17 protein-coding genes and 1 pseudogene are annotated in these 18,831 nt (G+C 41.4%); 7 read left to right on the top strand and 11 right to left on the bottom strand.

Going from position 1 to position 18,831, the window contains the following annotated elements; all coding sequences use genetic code 11:
• The first annotated feature begins 71 nt into the window (after positions 1-71).
• Complete coding sequence (locus tag HWQ36_RS21025) at positions 72-314, top strand: hypothetical protein (protein ID WP_292706103.1); 243 nt, start codon at positions 72-74, stop codon at positions 312-314.
• A gap of 130 nt (positions 315-444) precedes the next feature.
• On the opposite strand, the gene HWQ36_RS21020 is transcribed toward HWQ36_RS21025, so the two are convergent.
• A complete protein-coding gene (locus HWQ36_RS21020; RefSeq protein ID WP_292706099.1) occupies positions 445-1,965 on the bottom strand; it encodes a phenylacetate--CoA ligase family protein in 1,521 nt (506 codons plus the stop codon).
• A 148-nt stretch (positions 1,966-2,113) separates the two neighbouring features.
• On the opposite strand from HWQ36_RS21020, the gene HWQ36_RS21015 reads away from it, so the two are divergent.
• Both HWQ36_RS21015 and HWQ36_RS21010 read left to right on the top strand, forming a co-directional pair.
• Complete coding sequence (locus HWQ36_RS21015; protein WP_292706096.1) at positions 2,114-3,808, top strand: serine/threonine-protein kinase; 1,695 nt, start codon at positions 2,114-2,116, stop codon at positions 3,806-3,808.
• A 219-nt stretch (positions 3,809-4,027) separates the two neighbouring features.
• Positions 4,028-6,169 carry a serine/threonine-protein kinase gene (locus tag HWQ36_RS21010; RefSeq protein WP_292706092.1) on the top strand — a complete coding sequence of 714 codons (2,142 nt, stop codon included), beginning with the start codon at positions 4,028-4,030 and terminating at the stop codon, positions 6,167-6,169.
• Positions 6,170-6,426: 257 nt separating this feature from the next.
• Here the strand turns inward: HWQ36_RS21010 and HWQ36_RS21005 are convergent, their stop codons facing one another.
• Positions 6,427-7,401 (bottom strand): threo-3-hydroxy-L-aspartate ammonia-lyase, encoded by a 975-nt coding sequence (locus tag HWQ36_RS21005; protein ID WP_292706089.1) that lies wholly within the window; start codon positions 7,399-7,401, stop codon positions 6,427-6,429.
• A gap of 328 nt (positions 7,402-7,729) precedes the next feature.
• Between HWQ36_RS21005 and HWQ36_RS21000 the strand changes: the two genes are divergently transcribed.
• Together HWQ36_RS21000 and HWQ36_RS20995 are read left to right on the top strand one after the other, a co-directional pair.
• On the top strand, positions 7,730-8,542 hold the full coding sequence (locus tag HWQ36_RS21000) for an SDR family oxidoreductase (RefSeq protein WP_292706086.1): 813 nt from the start codon (positions 7,730-7,732) through the stop codon (positions 8,540-8,542).
• Between the two features lie 625 nt (positions 8,543-9,167).
• Positions 9,168-9,368 (top strand): heavy-metal-associated domain-containing protein, encoded by a 201-nt coding sequence (locus HWQ36_RS20995; protein WP_292706083.1) that lies wholly within the window; start codon positions 9,168-9,170, stop codon positions 9,366-9,368.
• A gap of 311 nt (positions 9,369-9,679) precedes the next feature.
• Here the strand turns inward: HWQ36_RS20995 and HWQ36_RS20990 are convergent, their stop codons facing one another.
• Positions 9,680-10,624 carry a general stress protein gene (locus HWQ36_RS20990; protein ID WP_292706079.1) on the bottom strand — a complete coding sequence of 315 codons (945 nt, stop codon included), beginning with the start codon at positions 10,622-10,624 and terminating at the stop codon, positions 9,680-9,682.
• A gap of 228 nt (positions 10,625-10,852) precedes the next feature.
• Entirely contained in the window at positions 10,853-11,476 is a 624-nt protein-coding gene (locus HWQ36_RS20985; protein WP_292706075.1) for a class I SAM-dependent methyltransferase, read from the bottom strand.
• A 94-nt stretch (positions 11,477-11,570) separates the two neighbouring features.
• On the opposite strand from HWQ36_RS20985, the gene hemH reads away from it, so the two are divergent.
• A complete protein-coding gene (gene hemH / locus HWQ36_RS20980; RefSeq protein WP_292706071.1) occupies positions 11,571-12,737 on the top strand; it encodes a ferrochelatase in 1,167 nt (388 codons plus the stop codon).
• 216 nt (positions 12,738-12,953) lie between these two features.
• A complete protein-coding gene (locus tag HWQ36_RS20975) occupies positions 12,954-13,889 on the top strand; it encodes a hypothetical protein (RefSeq protein WP_292706068.1) in 936 nt (311 codons plus the stop codon).
• 69 nt (positions 13,890-13,958) lie between these two features.
• On the opposite strand, the gene HWQ36_RS20970 is transcribed toward HWQ36_RS20975, so the two are convergent.
• The 7 genes and pseudogenes from HWQ36_RS20970 to HWQ36_RS20940 form a co-directional block, all read right to left on the bottom strand.
• A complete protein-coding gene (locus HWQ36_RS20970) occupies positions 13,959-14,300 on the bottom strand; it encodes a DUF5615 family PIN-like protein (RefSeq protein ID WP_292706065.1) in 342 nt (113 codons plus the stop codon).
• Positions 14,297-14,521, bottom strand: a complete 225-nt coding sequence (locus tag HWQ36_RS20965; protein WP_292706063.1) for a DUF433 domain-containing protein — start codon at positions 14,519-14,521, stop codon at positions 14,297-14,299. The genes HWQ36_RS20970 and HWQ36_RS20965 overlap by 4 nt, the downstream gene beginning before the upstream one ends.
• 133 nt (positions 14,522-14,654) lie before the next feature.
• Positions 14,655-15,221, bottom strand: a complete 567-nt coding sequence (locus HWQ36_RS20960; protein ID WP_292706060.1) for a DUF4126 domain-containing protein — start codon at positions 15,219-15,221, stop codon at positions 14,655-14,657.
• Positions 15,222-15,447: 226 nt separating this feature from the next.
• Positions 15,448-16,743, bottom strand: coding sequence for an adenylosuccinate lyase (gene purB / locus HWQ36_RS20955; RefSeq protein WP_292706057.1), 1,296 nt, complete (start codon positions 16,741-16,743; stop codon positions 15,448-15,450).
• A gap of 40 nt (positions 16,744-16,783) precedes the next feature.
• Entirely contained in the window at positions 16,784-17,341 is a 558-nt protein-coding gene (locus HWQ36_RS20950) for a DUF421 domain-containing protein (protein WP_292706054.1), read from the bottom strand.
• A gap of 150 nt (positions 17,342-17,491) precedes the next feature.
• Positions 17,492-18,508, bottom strand: a complete 1,017-nt coding sequence (locus tag HWQ36_RS20945) for a YihY/virulence factor BrkB family protein (RefSeq protein WP_292706052.1) — start codon at positions 18,506-18,508, stop codon at positions 17,492-17,494.
• Between the two features lie 122 nt (positions 18,509-18,630).
• Positions 18,631-18,786 (bottom strand): annotated as a pseudogene (locus HWQ36_RS20940) (magnesium chelatase); the annotation flags it as partial.
• Positions 18,787-18,831 lie beyond the last annotated feature (45 nt).

The following is an 18,831-nucleotide window of genomic DNA, read 5'->3' as shown; positions in this document are numbered from 1 at the left end:
TCACCACTCTCTCCGACGACTGATTCCTCTTAAATTTTTGAATTTGGAATTGCTGAATCGGCAAACTACAGATGGATCATTCTATCCGATGGCAAGCAGCAAAAAGCTTAGAGAAAATTCTGTTAGAGGAGCAGATGCCGAGCGTTGTCACCGTGTTGAAGAATTACTTATCACCTGAAACTTACAAAAATGACTTTGAGCAATTTGATCATTGCTACCAAGTTATCTGGAAGTACGCCCAAAGTATGCCCTATCCGGCTTTTTATCAAGCTTGGCATCAACAAGAGAAAGTGAAAGATGGAGAATTATACTAATTCGTAATTCGTAATTCTTAATTAATGGTACAAGCCTCTCAATTTATTGATGGAGATAAAAAATATAATTCTTTTTTTCAAGCCCACGACTTTAGTCGTGGGCTAACAATTACGAATTACGAATTATCAATTACGAATTATTTTGGCGGGTATAACGATGTTTCACCCCAATAGGGAAATATTCAAAATCACCCATTGGCGCTAATGTAACCTGTGGTGTTTGATATTCTGCCGGAACATAATTAGCAAACTCGCTATTTAGCCGTAGCAGTTGTGAAAGAATAGAAGATGCGATCGCTTCTCTTCGCTCTTCACTACCCTCTACCCCTGCTCCTAACTCCACAACCACAGATAAAAATCGGTTCTTATCTGCATCTTCCTTCACCTGCAACACAAATTTACCCGTCACCCATTCGGGAATTCCTGGTTGTTCTAATCCCACCGTCACATTTTCTGGATAGATATTTGCGCCAAAGTAAGAAACTGTAAAGTTAGAACGGCCGAATACATAAACGAAAGGTAGCTGATGAATACCTCTAGGTGATTCTTGAGTATCAGAACGCAGATTTTCGAGCGGATTAAACCCCCATTCTGCTAAAAATTGCAGCATGGCATCATAACTAATTATCCCGCCAGTATCTAAAATGTCATAACGCACTAAGGGAATACCGTTATCTCCTGAAAATAACAATCCGCCATCGTGAACTTCAAAAAAGCGAGTGAAGGGATCGTATTGTACTAGCGTGGGTAAGCGCGATTCTCCAAATAAAGCTCTAGCGGCATCGGGATTTATTGCCAAAAAACGGCGAATGCAGATACTTAACGGGGTTTCATTACCCAAAACTCCCGCATCCGCAGTGCCGTAAAGTGATGCAAAATCATAGCAAGAATTTCGCGAACCAACTCTTTCACCAACTAAACTCCGCCATTCTTCACTAAATACTTCTCCCGCCATCACTAATTTAATCTGATATTGCTGCCACTCCACACCACGGGCGATACCAGTATCAATCACATCTTTTAAAAATGGCGGGTATCCCAATAACACCACTTGTTCAAATGCTGAACCTAGTTCTTGAACAACTCGCAAGATTTCTTCTTTGTTGTTACCAGGAGTAATTACGGTGATGGGATAACCTTTGCTAGCAAGATAACGACAGCAATTAGTAGTAAACATTCCACCTACCCAAGTGCCCAAAGTGAAACAAATCACTGCTAGGGTACGTCTGGTATCTGTATAGAAACTATCGTGAAAAATCTGTTCAAAGCGTGTGGCGATTTGGAGTTCATCTGTGAAAAAACGAGGCCAAAATGTCGGTTTACCACTAGAACCTGATGAAGCAGCTATCATGTCGCACGCTTCTAGTTGTCCGTTGCGGCACAAGTCAGCTAAGGGATAACGCAGTATATAATTTTGTTTAGCGATCGCTGGGAGTTTTTGAAACTCCTCCAAGGTTTGAATAGTCGCGGGATTAATTTCCCTTTCTGCTAAAAATTCCTTGTAGGCTGGTACATTAACCGCCACATCGTGAAATAAACTCAATGCCGAAGTTTGAGGGTTGAGATGTCTTTGCAGTATCGTTTCTAGGGGGGTAGACAAAAAATCTTCAAATGCTTTAATTACTTGCTGCTGTCTTGATTTGGGGTTCATAACGCTTGTTGTTTATCCTCAAGTAGAACCAACACCGTTAAAATAATTCGTAATTCGTAATTCGTAATTCGTAATTCGTAGGATATCCGAAAATGAGGGTATGCACGTTGTAGTCATTCAATAAAACATTAATTTATCCTTCAGCACCATGCAACTCTATTGCAGTAAACAACACACAAATACTGGTAGTAACCGCTTTTGTACCCATTGTGGTGAGCCATTACCTCTTGCTGTGGGACAGGTTGTGGATAATCGCTATCAAATTATCCGTCATTTAGGGCAGGGCGGCTTTGGACGCACCTATTTGGCGGAGGATATAAGTCAATCCCATCGAACCTGTGTGCTGAAGGAATTTGCACCCCAAGTACAAGAACATCAAGATTTACAAAAAGCTAAAGAGTTATTTGAGCGAGAAGCCAATGTTCTAAAAAAACTCCAGCATCCACAGATTCCGCGTTTTCACGCCTCGTTACAAGTGAAAATAGGTACTAAAGATTTTTTCTTTCTAGTACAAGATTATGTGGATGGGGACAATTACTACCAATTATTAGAACAACGCGAGAGCCAAGGAAAGACTTTTAGTGAAGAGGAAGTAATCACCCTACTGCAACAGATTTTACCTGTATTAGCCTACATCCACTCACAAGATGTTGTTCACCGTGATATCTCTCCTGATAATTTAATTTGGCGGCGTTCTGATAATCTACCCGTGCTGATTGATTTTGGTGGTGTCAAGCAATTGCCAGCTTCTCAAGGTTTTTGGCAGACTAAGTTGGTGGGAAATAATACTTTACTGGGTAAAAAAGGCTACGCTCCAGAAGAACAGCTAAGGCAGGGGAAAGCGTTTTTTAGTAGTGATTTGTACTCTTTGGCTGTGACATCACTGGTGTTGGTGACAGGTCAAGAACCGCAAAAATTATACGACAGTTATCAGGGAATTTGGGGTTGGGGAAAAAAAATCCGAGTTAGTCCCCAATTAGAAGCAGTGTTAAAAAAGATGGTGGCTTATAAACCGAGCGATCGCTACCAAAGAGCCGAGCAAATCCTCAAAGATTTACCATCGTCAAGTGCAACTAAATCAACTGGCAATTATATTACCACCAAGATTAAGACGATGGTAGTTGCTCCGGGAAGACAACGCGCCAGTGCCATTGTGAGTAGATTCCAGAACAGAACGCAAGCCATCGCGAAACCGATATCTTTCCCTCTTTGGATTCGTCCTTTTATGATGAGTTTAGGAGGAACAGCTTTAGTTGTCTTAACCGGCGCAGGTGCTTGGGGGGTAGTAAATGCAGTCATTCGGAGCGTATCTTCAATCACTATCCCATCAATTTCATTACCGCAAATTCCCCAGTTCCCAAGCGGTAAGCCAGACAGCGACAAAGGAAAAAACCCTAATCTCCAAGAAATTATCAGTCGTCGCCAACAGCTAGAAATTACTGAAGGATTTTTTATTCCCTTCGTAGATGATTTATTTTATACTAAAAAACCAGAATTAAAGGGACGTAGCCTGACATCTAAACCTGAAGACGCTGGTTTACGAGATGAATGGTCTGGTATGGCTGACGATTTATTGAATAAAATAGAACAGGCAAATCTCAGTACAGAAGCTCGTCGGAAATTAGGTAAATATAGTCAAAAAGATTACGATACATGGAGACGACAAGCGCGATCCGGCCAATTGGGGAACTATACAATTGAGCAACTGAACAAAGACACAAATGAAAAATTTGATCGGTTGTTTCCTGGTCAGGAGCGTGGGAAACTGAATCAAAAGACTTTTGGTCAAATTTGGTATGCGATCGCAGCCGATCGAGTCAGTAAAGTACAATCTGGTAACTAAGGAGACTGGCGACTGGAGACTGGGGAAAAGTTACTAATAACTAATAACTAAGGCTGTGTGCAACTTTCTCTCAGACCTAACCCCCAACCCCTTCCCTACAAGGGAAGGGGAGCAAGAATCAAAGCCTCTCTCCCTGTGGGGGAGAGGTTTGGAGAGGGGTTTTAAGGATAAGTTGCATATCGTGTTAACTAATGACAAATGACAAATGACCAATGACAAATGACCAAAATATATTGTTATAAAGGACATGAAAATTCCCCAAGTAGTCGCTTTTGTCTCCAGTGTGGTGAAAAATTGTCGGGTGCATCCATGAGTTATAGTATCCAACCGGGACTAAGTTTAGGCGATCGCTATATAATTGTGCGTCAAATTGGCCAAGGTGGCTTTGGACGCACTTATTTAGCCGAAGATGTCAACCGTTTCCGCGAACTTTGTGTTTTAAAAGAATTTTCCCCCCAAGTTCAAACCGCTTACGTTGTTCAAAAAGCAGAAGAACTGTTTGAGAGAGAAGCGAGTGTTCTCTATAAACTGCAACATCCCCAAATTCCCCGCTTTCGGGAACTGCTGCGGCTCAACTTAGGGGGCAAAGAATATCTGTTTTTGGTGCAAGATTATGTAGAAGGGGAAACTTACAATTCTTTGTTAAATACCCGGTTACAACAGGGTTTGCGCTTTACAGAAGCAGAAGTACGCCAATTATTGCAGCAAATTTTGCCAGTGTTGGAATACATCCACTCACTAGGAGTAATTCATCGAGATATTTCTCCAGATAACTTAATGCTTCGCACTGTTGACAAACTGCCAGTTTTAATTGATTTTGGCGGTGTCAAACAAGTAGTAGCAACTGTAGCTTCCGAATATTACCAACCCGGTATGGTTGCATCTTCCCCATCACCAACCCTATTAGGTAAAGTAGGATTTGCACCCCCAGAACAGATGCAAACTGGGTTAGTATCTCCCCACAGCGACTTATATGCTTTGGCCGCAACAATGTTGGTTTTACTGACAGGGAAACAGCCACAAGAATTAATTGATACCTATAATCTTACCTGGCAGTGGCGACGGGAAGTAAACGTGAGTCCGATTTTGGCACAGGTATTAGATAAAATGCTATCTGCCAGACCAAGCGATCGCTATCAATCAGTTCGTCAAGTAATCGAAGCCCTCAACCCGCCCCCACCTAACTATCCCCCAACTCAATATCCCACCCCACCACAACCCACATCCGCCACCGTCGCCGTCTCCCCCCCTCCCCCATACTCCTCATCCCCCTCATCCCCTCCTCCCTCCTGGTGGACACCAACAAAAACCTTCCTAGTAGCAACGGCGGTAGCTGGTAGTGTTGGATTAATTTGGTGGGGAGTGAATAGCAGCCGCAACGATATCGGGGAAGTTCAACCTAATCCCACAGCCAGCCCAATTCCAACCAGTAACCAACCAACCGATCCTTTAGCGCAATATTCACCAGCAGAACGGCAACGCAAAGAAAAATTAAGCGATCGCCGTCAACAGTTGGGAATTAACTCTAACTTCTACGTGAACTTGGTGAATCAAGTTTTTTGGGACAGAAACCCCAGTTTAAGAGGACGCACTCTCAGCGATGGGACTGAAGATGAGAGTTTGCGGGCAGAATGGGATAAAACAGCGTCAGAATTGCTCGAAAAACTAGCACCCCTCAGTTCTAACACCCGCCGACAACTGGGAACTTATACAACTGCTGAACGCGATCGTTGGAAAGTGGAAGTCAATAAAATCAACGTTGGTAGTCGTTCTTTATATGATTTGGGCGACTCTGCATTTTTAAGTGTATTCCCTGAACAACGTGGTAAAAATTTCCGAGATCAGCCCATTGGACAAGTTTGGTACGGTTTTGTTAGCGATAAACTCAGTGCGATTCTCGCTGGTAGCGCTTTCCAGAAACTTGTCTTTGATCCGGGCGCTACTGGCAAAACAGTCAGTGGTAATCTTGAACCTGGTAGTGGCAAAGTATTCATTGCTGGACTTGCTAAAAATCAATCTCTAGAATTGAAACTACAAGCAAATTCCCAAGTTTTGTTATCAGTTTATTCACCCTCTGGCAAAATCCAATTTTTAGAAGATTCTACCAAGCGCAGTTTATCAACTAAATTACCAGAAAACGGATTTTACGAGTTTGTCGTGGTTTCCACAGCATCGAAACCAGTAGACTATGAACTCACCATTACAGCAGAAAATCCCACTCCTCCCCCATTGCCAACACCTACGCCAACGTCTACACCCACGGAAACATCCACGCCTGAACCTACACCTACTCCCACAGAAACCCCCACACCTGAATCTACACCTACACCCAGTGCTGAGGTGATTCCCCAGAAGAATTAAAAATATCGGGGAAACCCAATTGATATGTTGATAAGAGGCAGGGGGCAGGGGGCAGGGGGCAGGGGGAGAAGAAAAGGTACAAACCTTGCCCTTTGTGGGCAAAAGCGCCCTTGCTCCAAATATGCCGAGAGGTTGTTCGTGCAGTATCTCCAAGAGTTGCCCCACCCCTTGTGGGTGGTTTTTCTCCCCTGCCCCCTGCCCCCTGCTCCCCTGCTCCCCTGCTCCCTGCCCCCTACTCCCCTTCACTCGCCCAAACCTTACAATCCACCAGAAAACAATTTACCAACTTGCGTCAAATCGACATTTCCACCACTGATGATGACACCAATCCTCGACTCTGGTGCTGTCACCACACCTTCAAGTAAAGCTGCTGCTGCAAGTACTCCGGTAGGTTCAACGACAATTTTCAGACGTTCCCATAAGAAAAACATGGTGCGAAGAATTGCTTCTTCAGATACCGTCACCATATCATCGACGTAATGCAGCACTAAGGGGAAAGTAATTTTACCAAGGCTAGGAGTCCGCGCACCATCGGCGATGGTATTAGGATTCTTGACAGTTTGCAGGGTTTTGGTGTGAAAAGAGCGGGTAGCATCGTCGGCAAGTGCTGGTTCTACCCCGATTACTTTACAATTGGGTAAAAGTGACTTGGCTGCGATCGCACATCCTGAAAGTAATCCGCCACCGCCACAACAAACTAATAGTAAGTCCAATTCACCAACTTCTTGAATCAGTTCTAAAGCAGTTGTCCCCTGTCCAGCGATTACATGGGGATGATCGTAAGGGGGAATAAGTGTGAGAGAGCGATTATCTGCTAGATTTTGGGCTAATTCTTCTCGGTTTGTTTCTTGGCGATCGTATAAAATTATCTCTGCACCATAGCCACGAGTAGCAGTTTGTTTGACAATGGGTGCATCATCAGGGATGACAATAGTGGTGGGAATATTGAGTAATTGTCCAGCTAAAGCGATCGCTTGGGCATGATTTCCTGATGAATAGGTGAGAACGCCTGTTTGTTTTTGTGCTACCCATAGTTGCGCTAAGGCATTGTACGCCCCTCTAAATTTAAATGCCCCCGTGCGTTGAAAGTTTTCGCATTTAAAGAATACTTGGCTATTGGTGCGATCGTTAATAATTCTAGAAGTTAGCACAGGCGTGCGATGGGCAATTCCCAAAATTCGCTCTTGTGCTGCTTGCACATCAGTTATAGTAACGAAATTAGGTTGTGACATTAATGATGATATGTAAGAATTCAGGAGTCAGAATAGTTAAAGAATCAGGAGAAAATTTGAGAATAAATATACCAAGTATACTGGATTTTTTCTAAATTCTGACTTCTGAGTGCTGAATTCTGATGACGATTTTAAATATTTTTGTTCTTGTTTATATAGATACAGATTTTTATATTTACGCCTCTTATGCTTGATTAAAGCATACTCATTTCAGGTGGATAGCATCATTTTTTGTCTGCATAAAAATAGCTACAGTAAACATTATATATTGCTGTAGCTAAATTTATGAAACTTAAATTAATTAATTCACATTCGCCATTTTTCTAGCATGAATAAAACATCTGAAAGTCGGCAAAAAAAAACTGCTCTAATTACAGGATCTGCTAGTGGGATAGGTTATCAATTAACCCAGATTTTTGCTCGTCATGGTTATAATCTGGTGTTAGTGGATAAGAATGAACAAAAACTTACAGAAATCATAAATGAATTTCCGCAAAAATTTGATATTTTTGTGAAAATTTTGACTAAGGATTTATCTATCCCAACATCTCCAGAAGAAATTTTTACCGAACTCCAGCAAGAATCTATCAAAATTGATGTGCTGGTTAATAATGCTGGCTTTGGTACTTATGGAGCATTTACCGAAACAGACCTCAGCCTTGAACTGCAAATGCTTCAGGTAAATATGGTGACTTTGACTCATTTAACAAAGTTATTTCTCAAGGATATGGTCGAGCAAGACTATGGAAAAATATTAAATGTCGCCTCAGCAGCAGCTTTTCAACCAGGGCCTTTAATGGCAGTTTATTTTGCTACTAAAGCCTATGTCTTATCATTTTCAGAAGCTATTGCTAATGAATTAGAGGGTACTGGCGTTAGCGTGACTGTTCTTTGTCCCGGGCCAACAGCATCGAAATTTCAACAAACTGCTGCAATGGAAGATTCCAAGATTGCTAGCGTTAACAGAATGATGGATACGGAAACCGTTGCTAAGATTGGTTATCGGGGCTTAATGAAAAATAAAACTGTTGTTGTTCCTGGAATGAGAAATAAAATATTGACCGAAAGCGTCAGATTTACACCCAGAAATCTAGTCACAAAGGTTGTGAGAAGTATGCACGAACTCAAAAAAAATATGTAGCCCGATATTTATCGAACAGAATTCAGGAGTCAGAATACAGGAAAGGTATTCTGACCAAAAAAAGCGGTGCTTCGCAGCGTCTCGTCTTGATTATGACCGGAGGCGGAGCGTCTCCGGCTCCGCTCCTGTTAGCGATAGCGGGGCGTTTAGCCCATTCTGGCTTCTGAATTCTTCTTCAACCTTAAGATAGCTGTTTTTTGAATATATATATGCTGTGAAAGTTGGGTAGAAGTATCTATAGTATAGAAATAAGTTAAAAACTACAGATAAAAAGGTTTCGTGAATTACGTATAGACACTTGTATGTTCAGGTAGTGCTGCGAAAACAACAAGAGCGCCTATAGGAGAATCTGCAATGTCTAGTGGAGTCTTTATAACAAACTAAAAAAGCGGGTTTTTAGAAGTTAGTGGTACTCAGTAAATTTTCATAAATAAGTTTATATGTTTTAGCATTTTATTTCGTTTCACTACCTACAAAATTTTTCATAAATAATTTAAGTCTAGCTATTATTGATTACTATCTTGGGGATGCTCAATTCCCTCACTATAGTAGGATGTTTCCTCATTGTCTCAACCGTTATTATATTTATGAAATATAAATTAAAGTTGACTCTCTGAGGTAAGTAATGGCAATTAAATTGAAAGTTCCGAATATTAAAGGTGATGAGTGCGCCAAGAAAATAACTAAATCTATTCAGACTATGGAATCTGATGCAAAAGTAGATGTGAACGTTGATACTAAAACCGTAACTGTAGAAACTGCAGCTTCTGAAGAGTCGATTAAACAGATAGTTCAATCTGCTGGTTATACGATAGAAGGCTATTAATTACTTCATCTAAACTCCACAGAAATTTAGATAAAGTAATTTAGGGACTTCCAAGAAATATCCATCTTGTGGGGTGAACATCCCGCCCGCCCTGAATATGGGACGGCAGAGGATGCCAACCCCACAATAAAATTTGGGATGTTTTTTTTGTCAGTCCTTACGCGGCGACACAAACGAAGTCCGCCTACGCGGACTCTCTGAAACCCGCGCAGGCGGGTTTAGTTTGTATAGCCCCAGACTTCTAGTCTGAGGGCGATCTGCCAAAACGGGATGCTCCCATAAAGTCGAGCTAAGATTTCCGGTACTAGCTTTCAAGAACGGATTAACATTGGGTCATAAATTTGACATTCCTGAACCCCATAATTGCCCACAATCAAGCTAGCCTGCTCAAGCTCTTTGTCTGTGCCACTAAGGATGAGTATGTAATTGCCTTGAGCAATTTGCTCGTTGTAAAAACGTGCCCATTCATCTGCTATTCCTAGCCTCATAGCGTCAAAGCGCTGACTTAAATTAATACCACTTAACCCAATCAATTGAGAAAAGTCTTTGCAAATTAAAGACATCTGATTTGCTGAAAATCCTGCTACATACATATCGTTAATTGCGGCTTTAGCATTATCTATGCTATCAAAACAACTAATAGCATACTTACTCAAAATCCCCCTTTTATTAGAAATAGTAGTAGCAGAATTTGTCGGTAATTGCTCACTACTTATAGGCTCATAAATGCCAAACTCTTCAATACCCCAACGGTGTAGAATTGCTTCTACTTTAGCAAGTTCAAAAGATGTACAATCCACGATTATGAAATAGTGTCCATGCTCTACTCGCTCGTTATATGCTTTAGCTTGCTCTTCAGATATTCCCCAACCAACTAATGCACCAGCAAAAGTCCCAGTAGCAGCACCAATACTTGCACCAACAAGGGTTGTAACCAAAGCAGTTGCAGCCGCACCAGCCAGCATTATTGGCCCAACTCCAGGAATTGCTAAAGTCCCAAGACCTACTAATAAACCAGTCAACCCACCAACAGCGCCCCCTGAAAGCCCTCCTACTGTTGCGCCTTCGTCGGCTTTGTCACCAGTGCGCTCTTTAATTTCATCCTCGGTAATTTCATGATTGCGGTCTGCATTCTGTACAACCACAGATACTTTTTCCATCGACAAGCCAGAATCTCTCAACTCATGTAGTGCCTGTTCTGCATCTCGACGATGAGTAAATACGCCTACAACACGTTTATATTGACTTAAAACCATTATTACTCCTTAAAAGCAGGGGAAAATTAATTCCCCACAAATCTAGTTTTTCATTTCCTGTAATTTTAAATACAACTTTATTTAACCCGAAACCATCCTAAGTAATAAAACTCATTACAGATGCTGCAATAACTACGCTTCAGAAGAATAATATATGCGTCAGTCGCCAGAATAATGCCTACGGCTCCGCTCCTGGATTCTGACTTCTGACTCCTTTTCATTGGTGTCTCACTTCTTTGCCTGTATCACTTGCAAACTACCACCTGAATATAAAATTGGCTTACTCACATCAAATCCAGTCTCAGTTAACAATCCAGCCAAATCAGTTTTCAACAATTGCCAAGCTGTTTCCGTCTCAAACAACAACAAAAACAGTGATATCCCAGGCCAAAATATCGGATTTGTCGGAGCGTGAAAATCCACCAGTGTAAACACTCCTCCTGGCTTCAGCACTCGATAAACTTCATTAATAATTTTTCGTAATTGCTGAGGCTGCATCTCATGTAATGCAACGCTGGTATGCACCACATCAAACAGATTATCTGCAAATGGCATCTCCTCGGCAAAAGCTTCGATATAAGAAGCTTCAGGTACATTTAGCTGTGCCCGTTGCAAAGACTTGGGTGAAGCATCCAATCCTGTTACATTTTGTGAAAGTTTTACCAAAAATTGCGTTGTTTGACCACTGCCGCAACATAAATCTAAAATCTGAGTATCTGAGTGAATTGTTAAGCCTTGCAAAGCAAGTTGCCGAAAACGGGCTTCACCACCTACACTTAAGGCTGCTAAACGAGAGATACCATCATAGAGCCACTGATAGCGGTAACTCCAATCCCTTAAAATTGTTGCCATTGCATATTTCCTTGCTATTAAGCTTTATTATTTAATAAAGATATATTGTTAACATTAGTAAAAAATCTGAAAAGATTGGGGGAAAGTAACTGCTATGGGTCGTGTAGGCGTCTTATTACTCAATCTCGGTGGCCCTGATAAGCTAGAAGATGTTGGGCCGTTTTTGTATAACCTATTTTCCGATCCGGAAATCATTCGCCTACCGTTTCGCTGGTTGCAAAAACCCCTAGCCTGGTTTATTGCCTCGCGGCGAACCAGAACGTCTCAAGAGAATTATAAGCAAATTGGTGGTGGTTCCCCATTGCGGCGGATTACAGAAGCACAAGGGGAAGCTTTAAAAGAAAAGTTGGCTTATTTAGGGCAAGAAGCTGATATCTACGTGGGAATGCGTTATTGGCATCCGTATACAGAAGAAGCGATCGCACAGATTACCCAAGATAATATAGAACACTTGGTAATATTACCACTATATCCCCAGTTTTCTATCAGTACTAGTGGTTCCAGCTTCCGGCTTTTAGATAAGCTTTGGCAAGAAGATCCAAAACTTCAGCCCATTGAATACACCGTTATTCCTTCTTGGTACAAGCAACCAGGCTACCTGCAAGCAATGGCGCAACTCGTAGCCCAAGAACTTGAGCAGTTTCCTAATCCAGACGGGGTTCATATATTCTTCAGCGCTCATGGCGTTCCTAAAAGCTACGTTGAAGAAGCAGGCGACCCTTACCAGCAAGAAATTGAGGAATGTACTGCTCTGATTATGCAGACCCTCAATCGGCCCAATGCCCACACCTTAGCTTACCAAAGTCGTGTCGGCCCGGTAGAATGGCTCCAACCCTATACTGAAGATGCGCTCAAAGAACTAGGCGCACAAGGCGTGAAAGATTTGGTTGTTGTGCCTATCAGTTTTGTCTCAGAGCATATTGAGACTCTGCAAGAAATTGATATTGAGTATCGGGAAGTAGCAGAAGAATCAGGAATTCACAACTTCCGCCGCGTTCCTGCTCCTAATACTCATCCAGTATTTATTAATGCACTTGCAGACTTAGTGATGGATGCGCTGAAAAACCCCAGTTTTAAGCTTTCGCAAGCTGCCCAAATGAAAAAAATGGTGAAAATGTACCCCCAAGAGCGTTGGGAATGGGGTCTAACCACTAGCGCTGAAGTCTGGAATGGTCGGATTGCTATGCTAGGCTTTATTGCCTTAATCATAGAGTTAATTACCGGTCACGGCTTCTTGCACATGATTGGGCTTTTGCAGTAAGGGGAATTGGGCATGGGGAGATGAGGGAGATAAACAAAACTCCTCACTCTTAAGGAACATGGATTAAATAAAATACAAAGCTTCATCCTGTCTCACGATCCCTCTCCAATATATCGGAGAGGGATTGAGGGTGAGGTAAACCAGGGACATAAATTGTATGTTATTTAACTCTTATTCCTAACTGATAAATTAATTTTATAGTCTAAGTAATCAGCTATGAGTTTCAAGATTTGGCAAATTGCTGTAGGAATAAGCCTAGTTGTTGGCTTAAATGGTTCACAAGTTGCCTTGGCAAATGTAGAATCAAACACTCTATATCAGCGAAAGTGGCTAGTGGCAGATTTATCTACTGATATAAATGATGTAAATATTGACGATGTAAATATTGACACGCCTGAAAAGGAGGAATGGGCTAAATCTTTTTCGGACTTACAATCTTTTCTACAAAAGAAAAACTTTAAAGACGCTTTGCCGATAGCAGAAGAAACTATTAGAATTGCTGAAAAAACTAAAGATACTACTTTAATAACTTTTAGTCATTTGTCCGCTTTTACAATTTATCAAGAATTGGGACAAATACAGCAAGCTATTAAATCCTGCAATTCTGCTATTTCAGCCGTTAAATTAGTCAGAAAATCGAAAGGGATGCGTCTGATGGAGATTCCGCTCCTAGTTTTACTTGGTGAATTGTACAATGAACAGAACGATCCTAAATTGGCTCTAGAAGCTTTAAACACAGCATCTAACTTACTTGATAGAGTGGACAAAAATGTAGCCAATTTGATCAAGCCAGTGATCAAACCTACACTTCTGAGTTATATGGGTTGGGCATACAATAACGCTCAAGATTTTTCCCGTGGTTTACAGCTAACCGAGGAAGCCTTACAGTCTTTAACTGAAGCCGAACGAGTTTATAAGTTGATAAGTAATAATACTACTTCAATAATTCCCTCTGAATTTCTTAATACTAATTACCAAAGAATAGTACCTCTTTGGCAGATGGGTGTTGCATACGAAAAATTGGGGCAAACGGAGAAATTATGTTCTGTATATAAAGATACTCTGAATTTTGTGAAACAAGTTCCTGATAGTCATGTTCCACGATTAGTTAAAAAATCTATAGATGACTTGAGTTTGGGTTGCCTGAAATAGTGCGTAGGCGTAGCCCGTCGCAGACATCGCTTGTAGATAAAATAGAATCAAGGTAAGTATTGTAATTGTTTACCGAAAATTGCTAATTTCCACAATCATTTCTCCTTGACTTAATTGTTCCAGCGCTATAGGCAAAGTAATTGTCAGAAGTTGACGCAAATTACGATTAGTAACATTTCCACAAGTCAACCAAAGAATTTGAGGAGGTATCCCTAGCCGACAAACCAAGTCAACGAAATCACTATCTTTCGTCATAATGATGACATTGGCGATTCTTGCAGCCTCAAAAATTTCTATATCCTTAGCGTCACGTAAACCAATATCTCTTAACGACAAAGCTTCTATAGCAAAAGTATTTGTTACCCAACTTGCCAATGTCGGGGGTAACTGTGCATCAATCCAAATCTTCATGCTGTCAATCGTACAAAATCAGTGCGTCGTGCAGCAAAGATAAGACAAGCTTGAATATCTTCTGGTTCTAAATCGGGAAAGTCTTCTAAAATTTCGCTAACAGTGACATTTTCTGCTAACATTTCTAAAATGTCGCTAACTCTAATTCTCATACCTCGAATGCAAGGACGACCCCCACATTGACCAGGAATTTGCGTAATACGATTTAATAATTCATTCATTGAGTTAATTAGTGATTTGACTAGCAAATAATATTTTACCATCTCACTAGTTTTGCACTTTATTTAATCGGTATTCCTAACTATTAACTTACCACGGGCTAAACGTCCTGTGAGCGTTAAAAGCACTTAGTATTCAGTACTTTTTTGTCCTATCCTCTATTCTATTCCCTAAGTGATACCAGTCATACCACTGTTTCGCGCTACGAACTGCAAACCAGAGCAGTATTAAAGCAATTAATCCTCCTTGCCAGGGAGCATCAAAGGCAAAAAGTACTAGAGCAATGCACAAGGTATCTTGAAGAAAGACTGCCCATAAGGGTAAGCCACGTAACCGATAGAACCAACCAACTTGAACTAGCTGGAGTACTAAAGCTAAGGAACCCCCAATACAGGCAATTAACCAGTTTGGTGTTGCTGTGGCATTAGCTACTGCTAACCCCATAATTGCCCCCACTATGGGAGACATGAATAACTGAACTAGTTGTAGTAATCTTTGCCCCCATAGCTTTTTTGAGGCTAGTAATTCAACTAAAGACCAAAAGGTGAGGCAGCCTAATAATATTTGTGGGGAAATGTGAGATAAAATTGGAACTTGTGACCATAAGTTACTACCCTGCAATAGTCCAATAATTAGCAAAGGTATGCCTATTCTCATTCCTGCTGCGGCAGAGGCAGAAAGTGTGGCTAGGATTTCAATCATTAAGGCACTCGTAGCATTAATAAATAAGTAAGTATTTGTTACTGTATATTACCCAGCGCTGGCAATAATTCCAGCATTAAGCAGACAGTCTTCAGCAATGCAATACTAAAGATTTTTGTTATTTTTATATTCTTTTTTAACGAACCGCAAAGGACGCAAATTTGTTTATTTTTTGAGTCAAAAGTTTGTAGTAAGCGCTTAAGCGCTCACTACAAGCCAATTAATCCTAAATTCCTAATCGTTGGTAAACTTCTTCTAAATGCTGGAGATGTTGCTGGGGGTCGAAACAGACTTCTAGTTCTGTTGCGGACAACTTTTGGGTAACGCGAGGGTCTTTGCTAATTAAGTCCTGAAAATTGCCTCCTGGCTTGTTCCAAGCGACGTGAGCGCTTTCTTGAACGATCGCATAAGCTTCTTCACGGCTGCTTCCCTTGTCTATCAAGGCAAGTAGCACTTTTTGGCTGAACACAACGCCGCCGTAGCAGTTGAGATTTCGTTCCATGTTCTCAGGATAGACCAACAAGTTTTTCACCAAGTCGGTTATTTCTGACAACATAAAATGTGTCAAAGTGCAAGCATCTGGCAAAATCACCCGTTCTACAGAACTGTGGGAAATATCCCTCTCATGCCAGAGGGCAACGTTTTCTAAGGCTGCACCGGCATGACTTCTGACCAGTCGTGCCATTCCTGTTAGCCGTTCCGAACGGATGGGGTTACGTTTGTGTGGCATGGCTGAGGAGCCTTTTTGACCTTTGGCGAAGAATTCTTCAACTTCCAAAACGTCTGTTTTTTGGAGATTGCGAATTTCTACAGCAAAACGTTCGATGGATGCCGCTACCAAAGCTAATTGTTGCACGTAGTCGGCGTGGCGATCGCGGGAAATAACTTGTGTTGAGGCCGTATCGGGTTGGAGTCCGAGTTTTTGGCAAGCGATCGCTTCTATACGGGGTTCAACATTCGCATAAGTTCCCACTGCACCAGAAATCTTACCTACGGCGATCGTTTGGCGGAGAATTCTCAAGCGTTCTTGGTGTCGCAACACTTCTGCTAACCAGCCAGCTAGCTTGAAACCAAAAGTAATTGGTTCAGCGTGAATACCATGCGATCGGCCAGCCATCACTGTATGACGATGTTCTCGTGCTTTTTCGCGAATTACTTGAATCAAGTCTTCCAGACCTTGCAATAATAGATCCAGGCTGGCAACCAATTGCAGTGCTAAAGCTGTATCCAAAACATCCGAACTGGTTAAACCCAGGTGAATGTAGCGTCCGGCATCACCAACATATTCATTGACATTTGTCAAGAAAGCGATGACATCGTGGCGAACTACAGCCTCAATTTCCAACACCCGCTTGGGGTCAAAATCTGCCTTAGCCTTAATTTCCTCAACCGCCTGAGATGGAATGTAACCCAGTTCAGCTTGAGCCTCACAAACAGCAATTTCGACTTGCAGCCAAGTTTTTAGTTTATAGGCTTCACTCCACAGATTAGCCATTTCGGGCAAAGTATAGCGCTCAATCACAATTCGGCACAGAATACAACCGTCATATTTTACAGTTTAATTAATGTAGATCAATTTTTAATGCTGCTTTTGGCTCAGAGACGGAGTTAGTTTTTGAGTCAAAAGTGATGATGCTAATCCTACCGTCAGCTTCCATATATGCAAACTTCACATCGGCTAAAAATTCCACACCTTGCTGACGTAACTTGCTCATCAACTCATCGTCTGTAATTAACTCTCGTTGTAAATGACGCTGAATCATCCGACCATTTTTTACCAGTAGTAGCGGTGGCTGATTCATAAAACGTTGGAACTGAGGTATTTTGTAGCCTAACCAGTTCAACAAATAACTCCAAAAAATCACAGTTCCTACTAGGATAGCGCCTTCAGTAATCGATGTATAATTACTTGCCATCGCATTTTGGGCAGCTTCAGCAAATAGCACAACTACGAGTAAATCAGTAATTCCTAGTGTTCCTAGTTGTCGGCTAGGAAGGAAACGTAACACTGTGAACAGTGCTAAGTATACTAGTGAGCCACGGATAATCAACTCAACTACGCTGATGCTAGGAACAAAGATTGCCTGCCAATCGATAAAAAACCATTTTTCTGTTAGCACTGATTTTCTTCCTTTTTCAATAGACTTCTGGAAAAAATCCAGTATCAGGTTATTTGTCTGTATTGTTATTTCATAAAACTGATTTTTATTAGAGGTTAAATACTTCAATATTTATCAGAGTTACAAACATGTAATCCCTCGATGGTGGGATTAAAATCGCGGATTTTTCCTTTTTTGTTTTAAGCGCTTGGGCTTTTTGAAAGACTGGAACAAGCGATTAATCAAGTTAGAAGATGGCTTTTTATTAGTGGAAGATTGCCTTGTTTGAGCCTTGCCATTATATTCCGTGTTATCAGATAAAGGGATGGCATGTTTAGCTGGGGTTATGCCGCTTCCATACCTTCTAGCATAAACTTGGGTAAATTCAGCGCCGAAGAAAAGAATCTGTGCAGCATAGTTAACCCAAGCTAAAATCACCACCAGTGAACCAGCAGCACCATAAGTTGAACCAAAACTGCCATTGCCTAAATACTGTCCTAATAAAAATCTCCCAATCGAGAATAAAAAGGAGGTGAGCATAGCTCCAACTAAAACATCACTCCAACCAATTTTGACATCTGGTAAGACTTTAAAAATGAGTCCAAACAGAAACGTAGTGATGGCAAAAGAGAGGAGAAAATTGAGAATTTGCCAAAGGAAATCTACACCTGGTAGCAAGTTGCTAAAGTATGTTACTAATGCTGCTAACGCCGTACTAATTACCAGAGAAACTAACAGTAAAAAGCCAATACCTATGATCATTGCAAAGGACAAAAAGCGTAGGCGAATTATGTTAGTTACGCCGCGTCCGGGTTTCGGTTTGACTTCCCAAATCGTGTTGAGTGAATCTTGCAACTCGGTAAATAAAGTAGTGGCACCCACTAGCAGAACTACAATACTAATAATCGAAGCGATCGCTCCTGTCTTTGGTTTGTTTGCATTCTGAATAGCTGTTTGGATAAATTCTGCCCCATCTGGCCCTACTAAACCTTGAATTTGTCCAACGATTTGACCCCTTGCCGCCTCCTCTCCAAATACTGCGCCTGCGATCGCAATTACAATGATTAGCAACGGTGCAATAGAAAAAATCGTGTAATAAGCTAACGCCGCCGCTAACCGTGAGGCTTTATCCTCACTCCATTCTTTAAATGTCTCTTGGAATAACTTCCAAATCGCCTGCAAATTCATCCAACCAGTCTCCTTCTAAGAGGATATCGCTTACTTCCTGATATATTTGATACTTATTGTCTGAGTAGCGACATCCTCCCAAAGGAGTTTTTTAAGCGTTCTTGAGGAGTAATTCCATAGTTTTACTGCATTCTATCTATCGTGCGATATTGAATTGCTTCCGCCACATGACTAGTTTTTAGCTGATCATCTCCTGCTAAATCTGCAATAGTTCGTGCTACTTTGAGAATGCGATCGCTAGCTCTTGCCGATAAACCTAATTTTCTAATAGACATCTCCGAAAACGATCAAAGGCTTTATGTGGCTAGGCTATAGTCCGTAAA

The sequence above is a fragment of the Nostoc sp. NMS2 genome (assembly GCF_017115105.1).
GTDB lineage: Bacteria > Cyanobacteriota > Cyanobacteriia > Cyanobacteriales > Nostocaceae > Nostoc.
Note: the sequence above shows the minus strand (reverse complement) of the source record. Positions and strands in the feature narration are given on the sequence as shown.

Excerpts from the sequence above, each read along its gene's own strand:
- HWQ36_RS20970 (WP_292706065.1), bottom strand. The coding sequence starts at position 14,300 with ATGAAGATTTGGATTGATGCACAGTTACCCCCGACATTGGCAAGTTGG.
- HWQ36_RS20965 (WP_292706063.1), bottom strand. The coding sequence starts at position 14,521 with ATGAATGAATTATTAAATCGTATTACGCAAATTCCTGGTCAATGTGGG.
- HWQ36_RS20960 (WP_292706060.1), bottom strand. The coding sequence starts at position 15,221 with ATGATTGAAATCCTAGCCACACTTTCTGCCTCTGCCGCAGCAGGAATG.
- HWQ36_RS21015 (WP_292706096.1), top strand. The coding sequence starts at position 2,114 with ATGCAACTCTATTGCAGTAAACAACACACAAATACTGGTAGTAACCGC.
- HWQ36_RS20975 (WP_292706068.1), top strand. The coding sequence starts at position 12,954 with ATGAGTTTCAAGATTTGGCAAATTGCTGTAGGAATAAGCCTAGTTGTT.
- HWQ36_RS20985 (WP_292706075.1), bottom strand. The coding sequence starts at position 11,476 with ATGGCAACAATTTTAAGGGATTGGAGTTACCGCTATCAGTGGCTCTAT.
- HWQ36_RS21020 (WP_292706099.1), bottom strand. The coding sequence starts at position 1,965 with ATGAACCCCAAATCAAGACAGCAGCAAGTAATTAAAGCATTTGAAGAT.
- HWQ36_RS21000 (WP_292706086.1), top strand. The coding sequence starts at position 7,730 with ATGAATAAAACATCTGAAAGTCGGCAAAAAAAAACTGCTCTAATTACA.
- HWQ36_RS20945 (WP_292706052.1), bottom strand. The coding sequence starts at position 18,508 with ATGAATTTGCAGGCGATTTGGAAGTTATTCCAAGAGACATTTAAAGAA.
- HWQ36_RS21010 (WP_292706092.1), top strand. The coding sequence starts at position 4,028 with ATGACCAAAATATATTGTTATAAAGGACATGAAAATTCCCCAAGTAGT.
- HWQ36_RS20995 (WP_292706083.1), top strand. The coding sequence starts at position 9,168 with ATGGCAATTAAATTGAAAGTTCCGAATATTAAAGGTGATGAGTGCGCC.
- HWQ36_RS21005 (WP_292706089.1), bottom strand. The coding sequence starts at position 7,401 with ATGTCACAACCTAATTTCGTTACTATAACTGATGTGCAAGCAGCACAA.
- HWQ36_RS20990 (WP_292706079.1), bottom strand. The coding sequence starts at position 10,624 with ATGGTTTTAAGTCAATATAAACGTGTTGTAGGCGTATTTACTCATCGT.
- hemH (WP_292706071.1), top strand. The coding sequence starts at position 11,571 with ATGGGTCGTGTAGGCGTCTTATTACTCAATCTCGGTGGCCCTGATAAG.
- HWQ36_RS21025 (WP_292706103.1), top strand. The coding sequence starts at position 72 with ATGGATCATTCTATCCGATGGCAAGCAGCAAAAAGCTTAGAGAAAATT.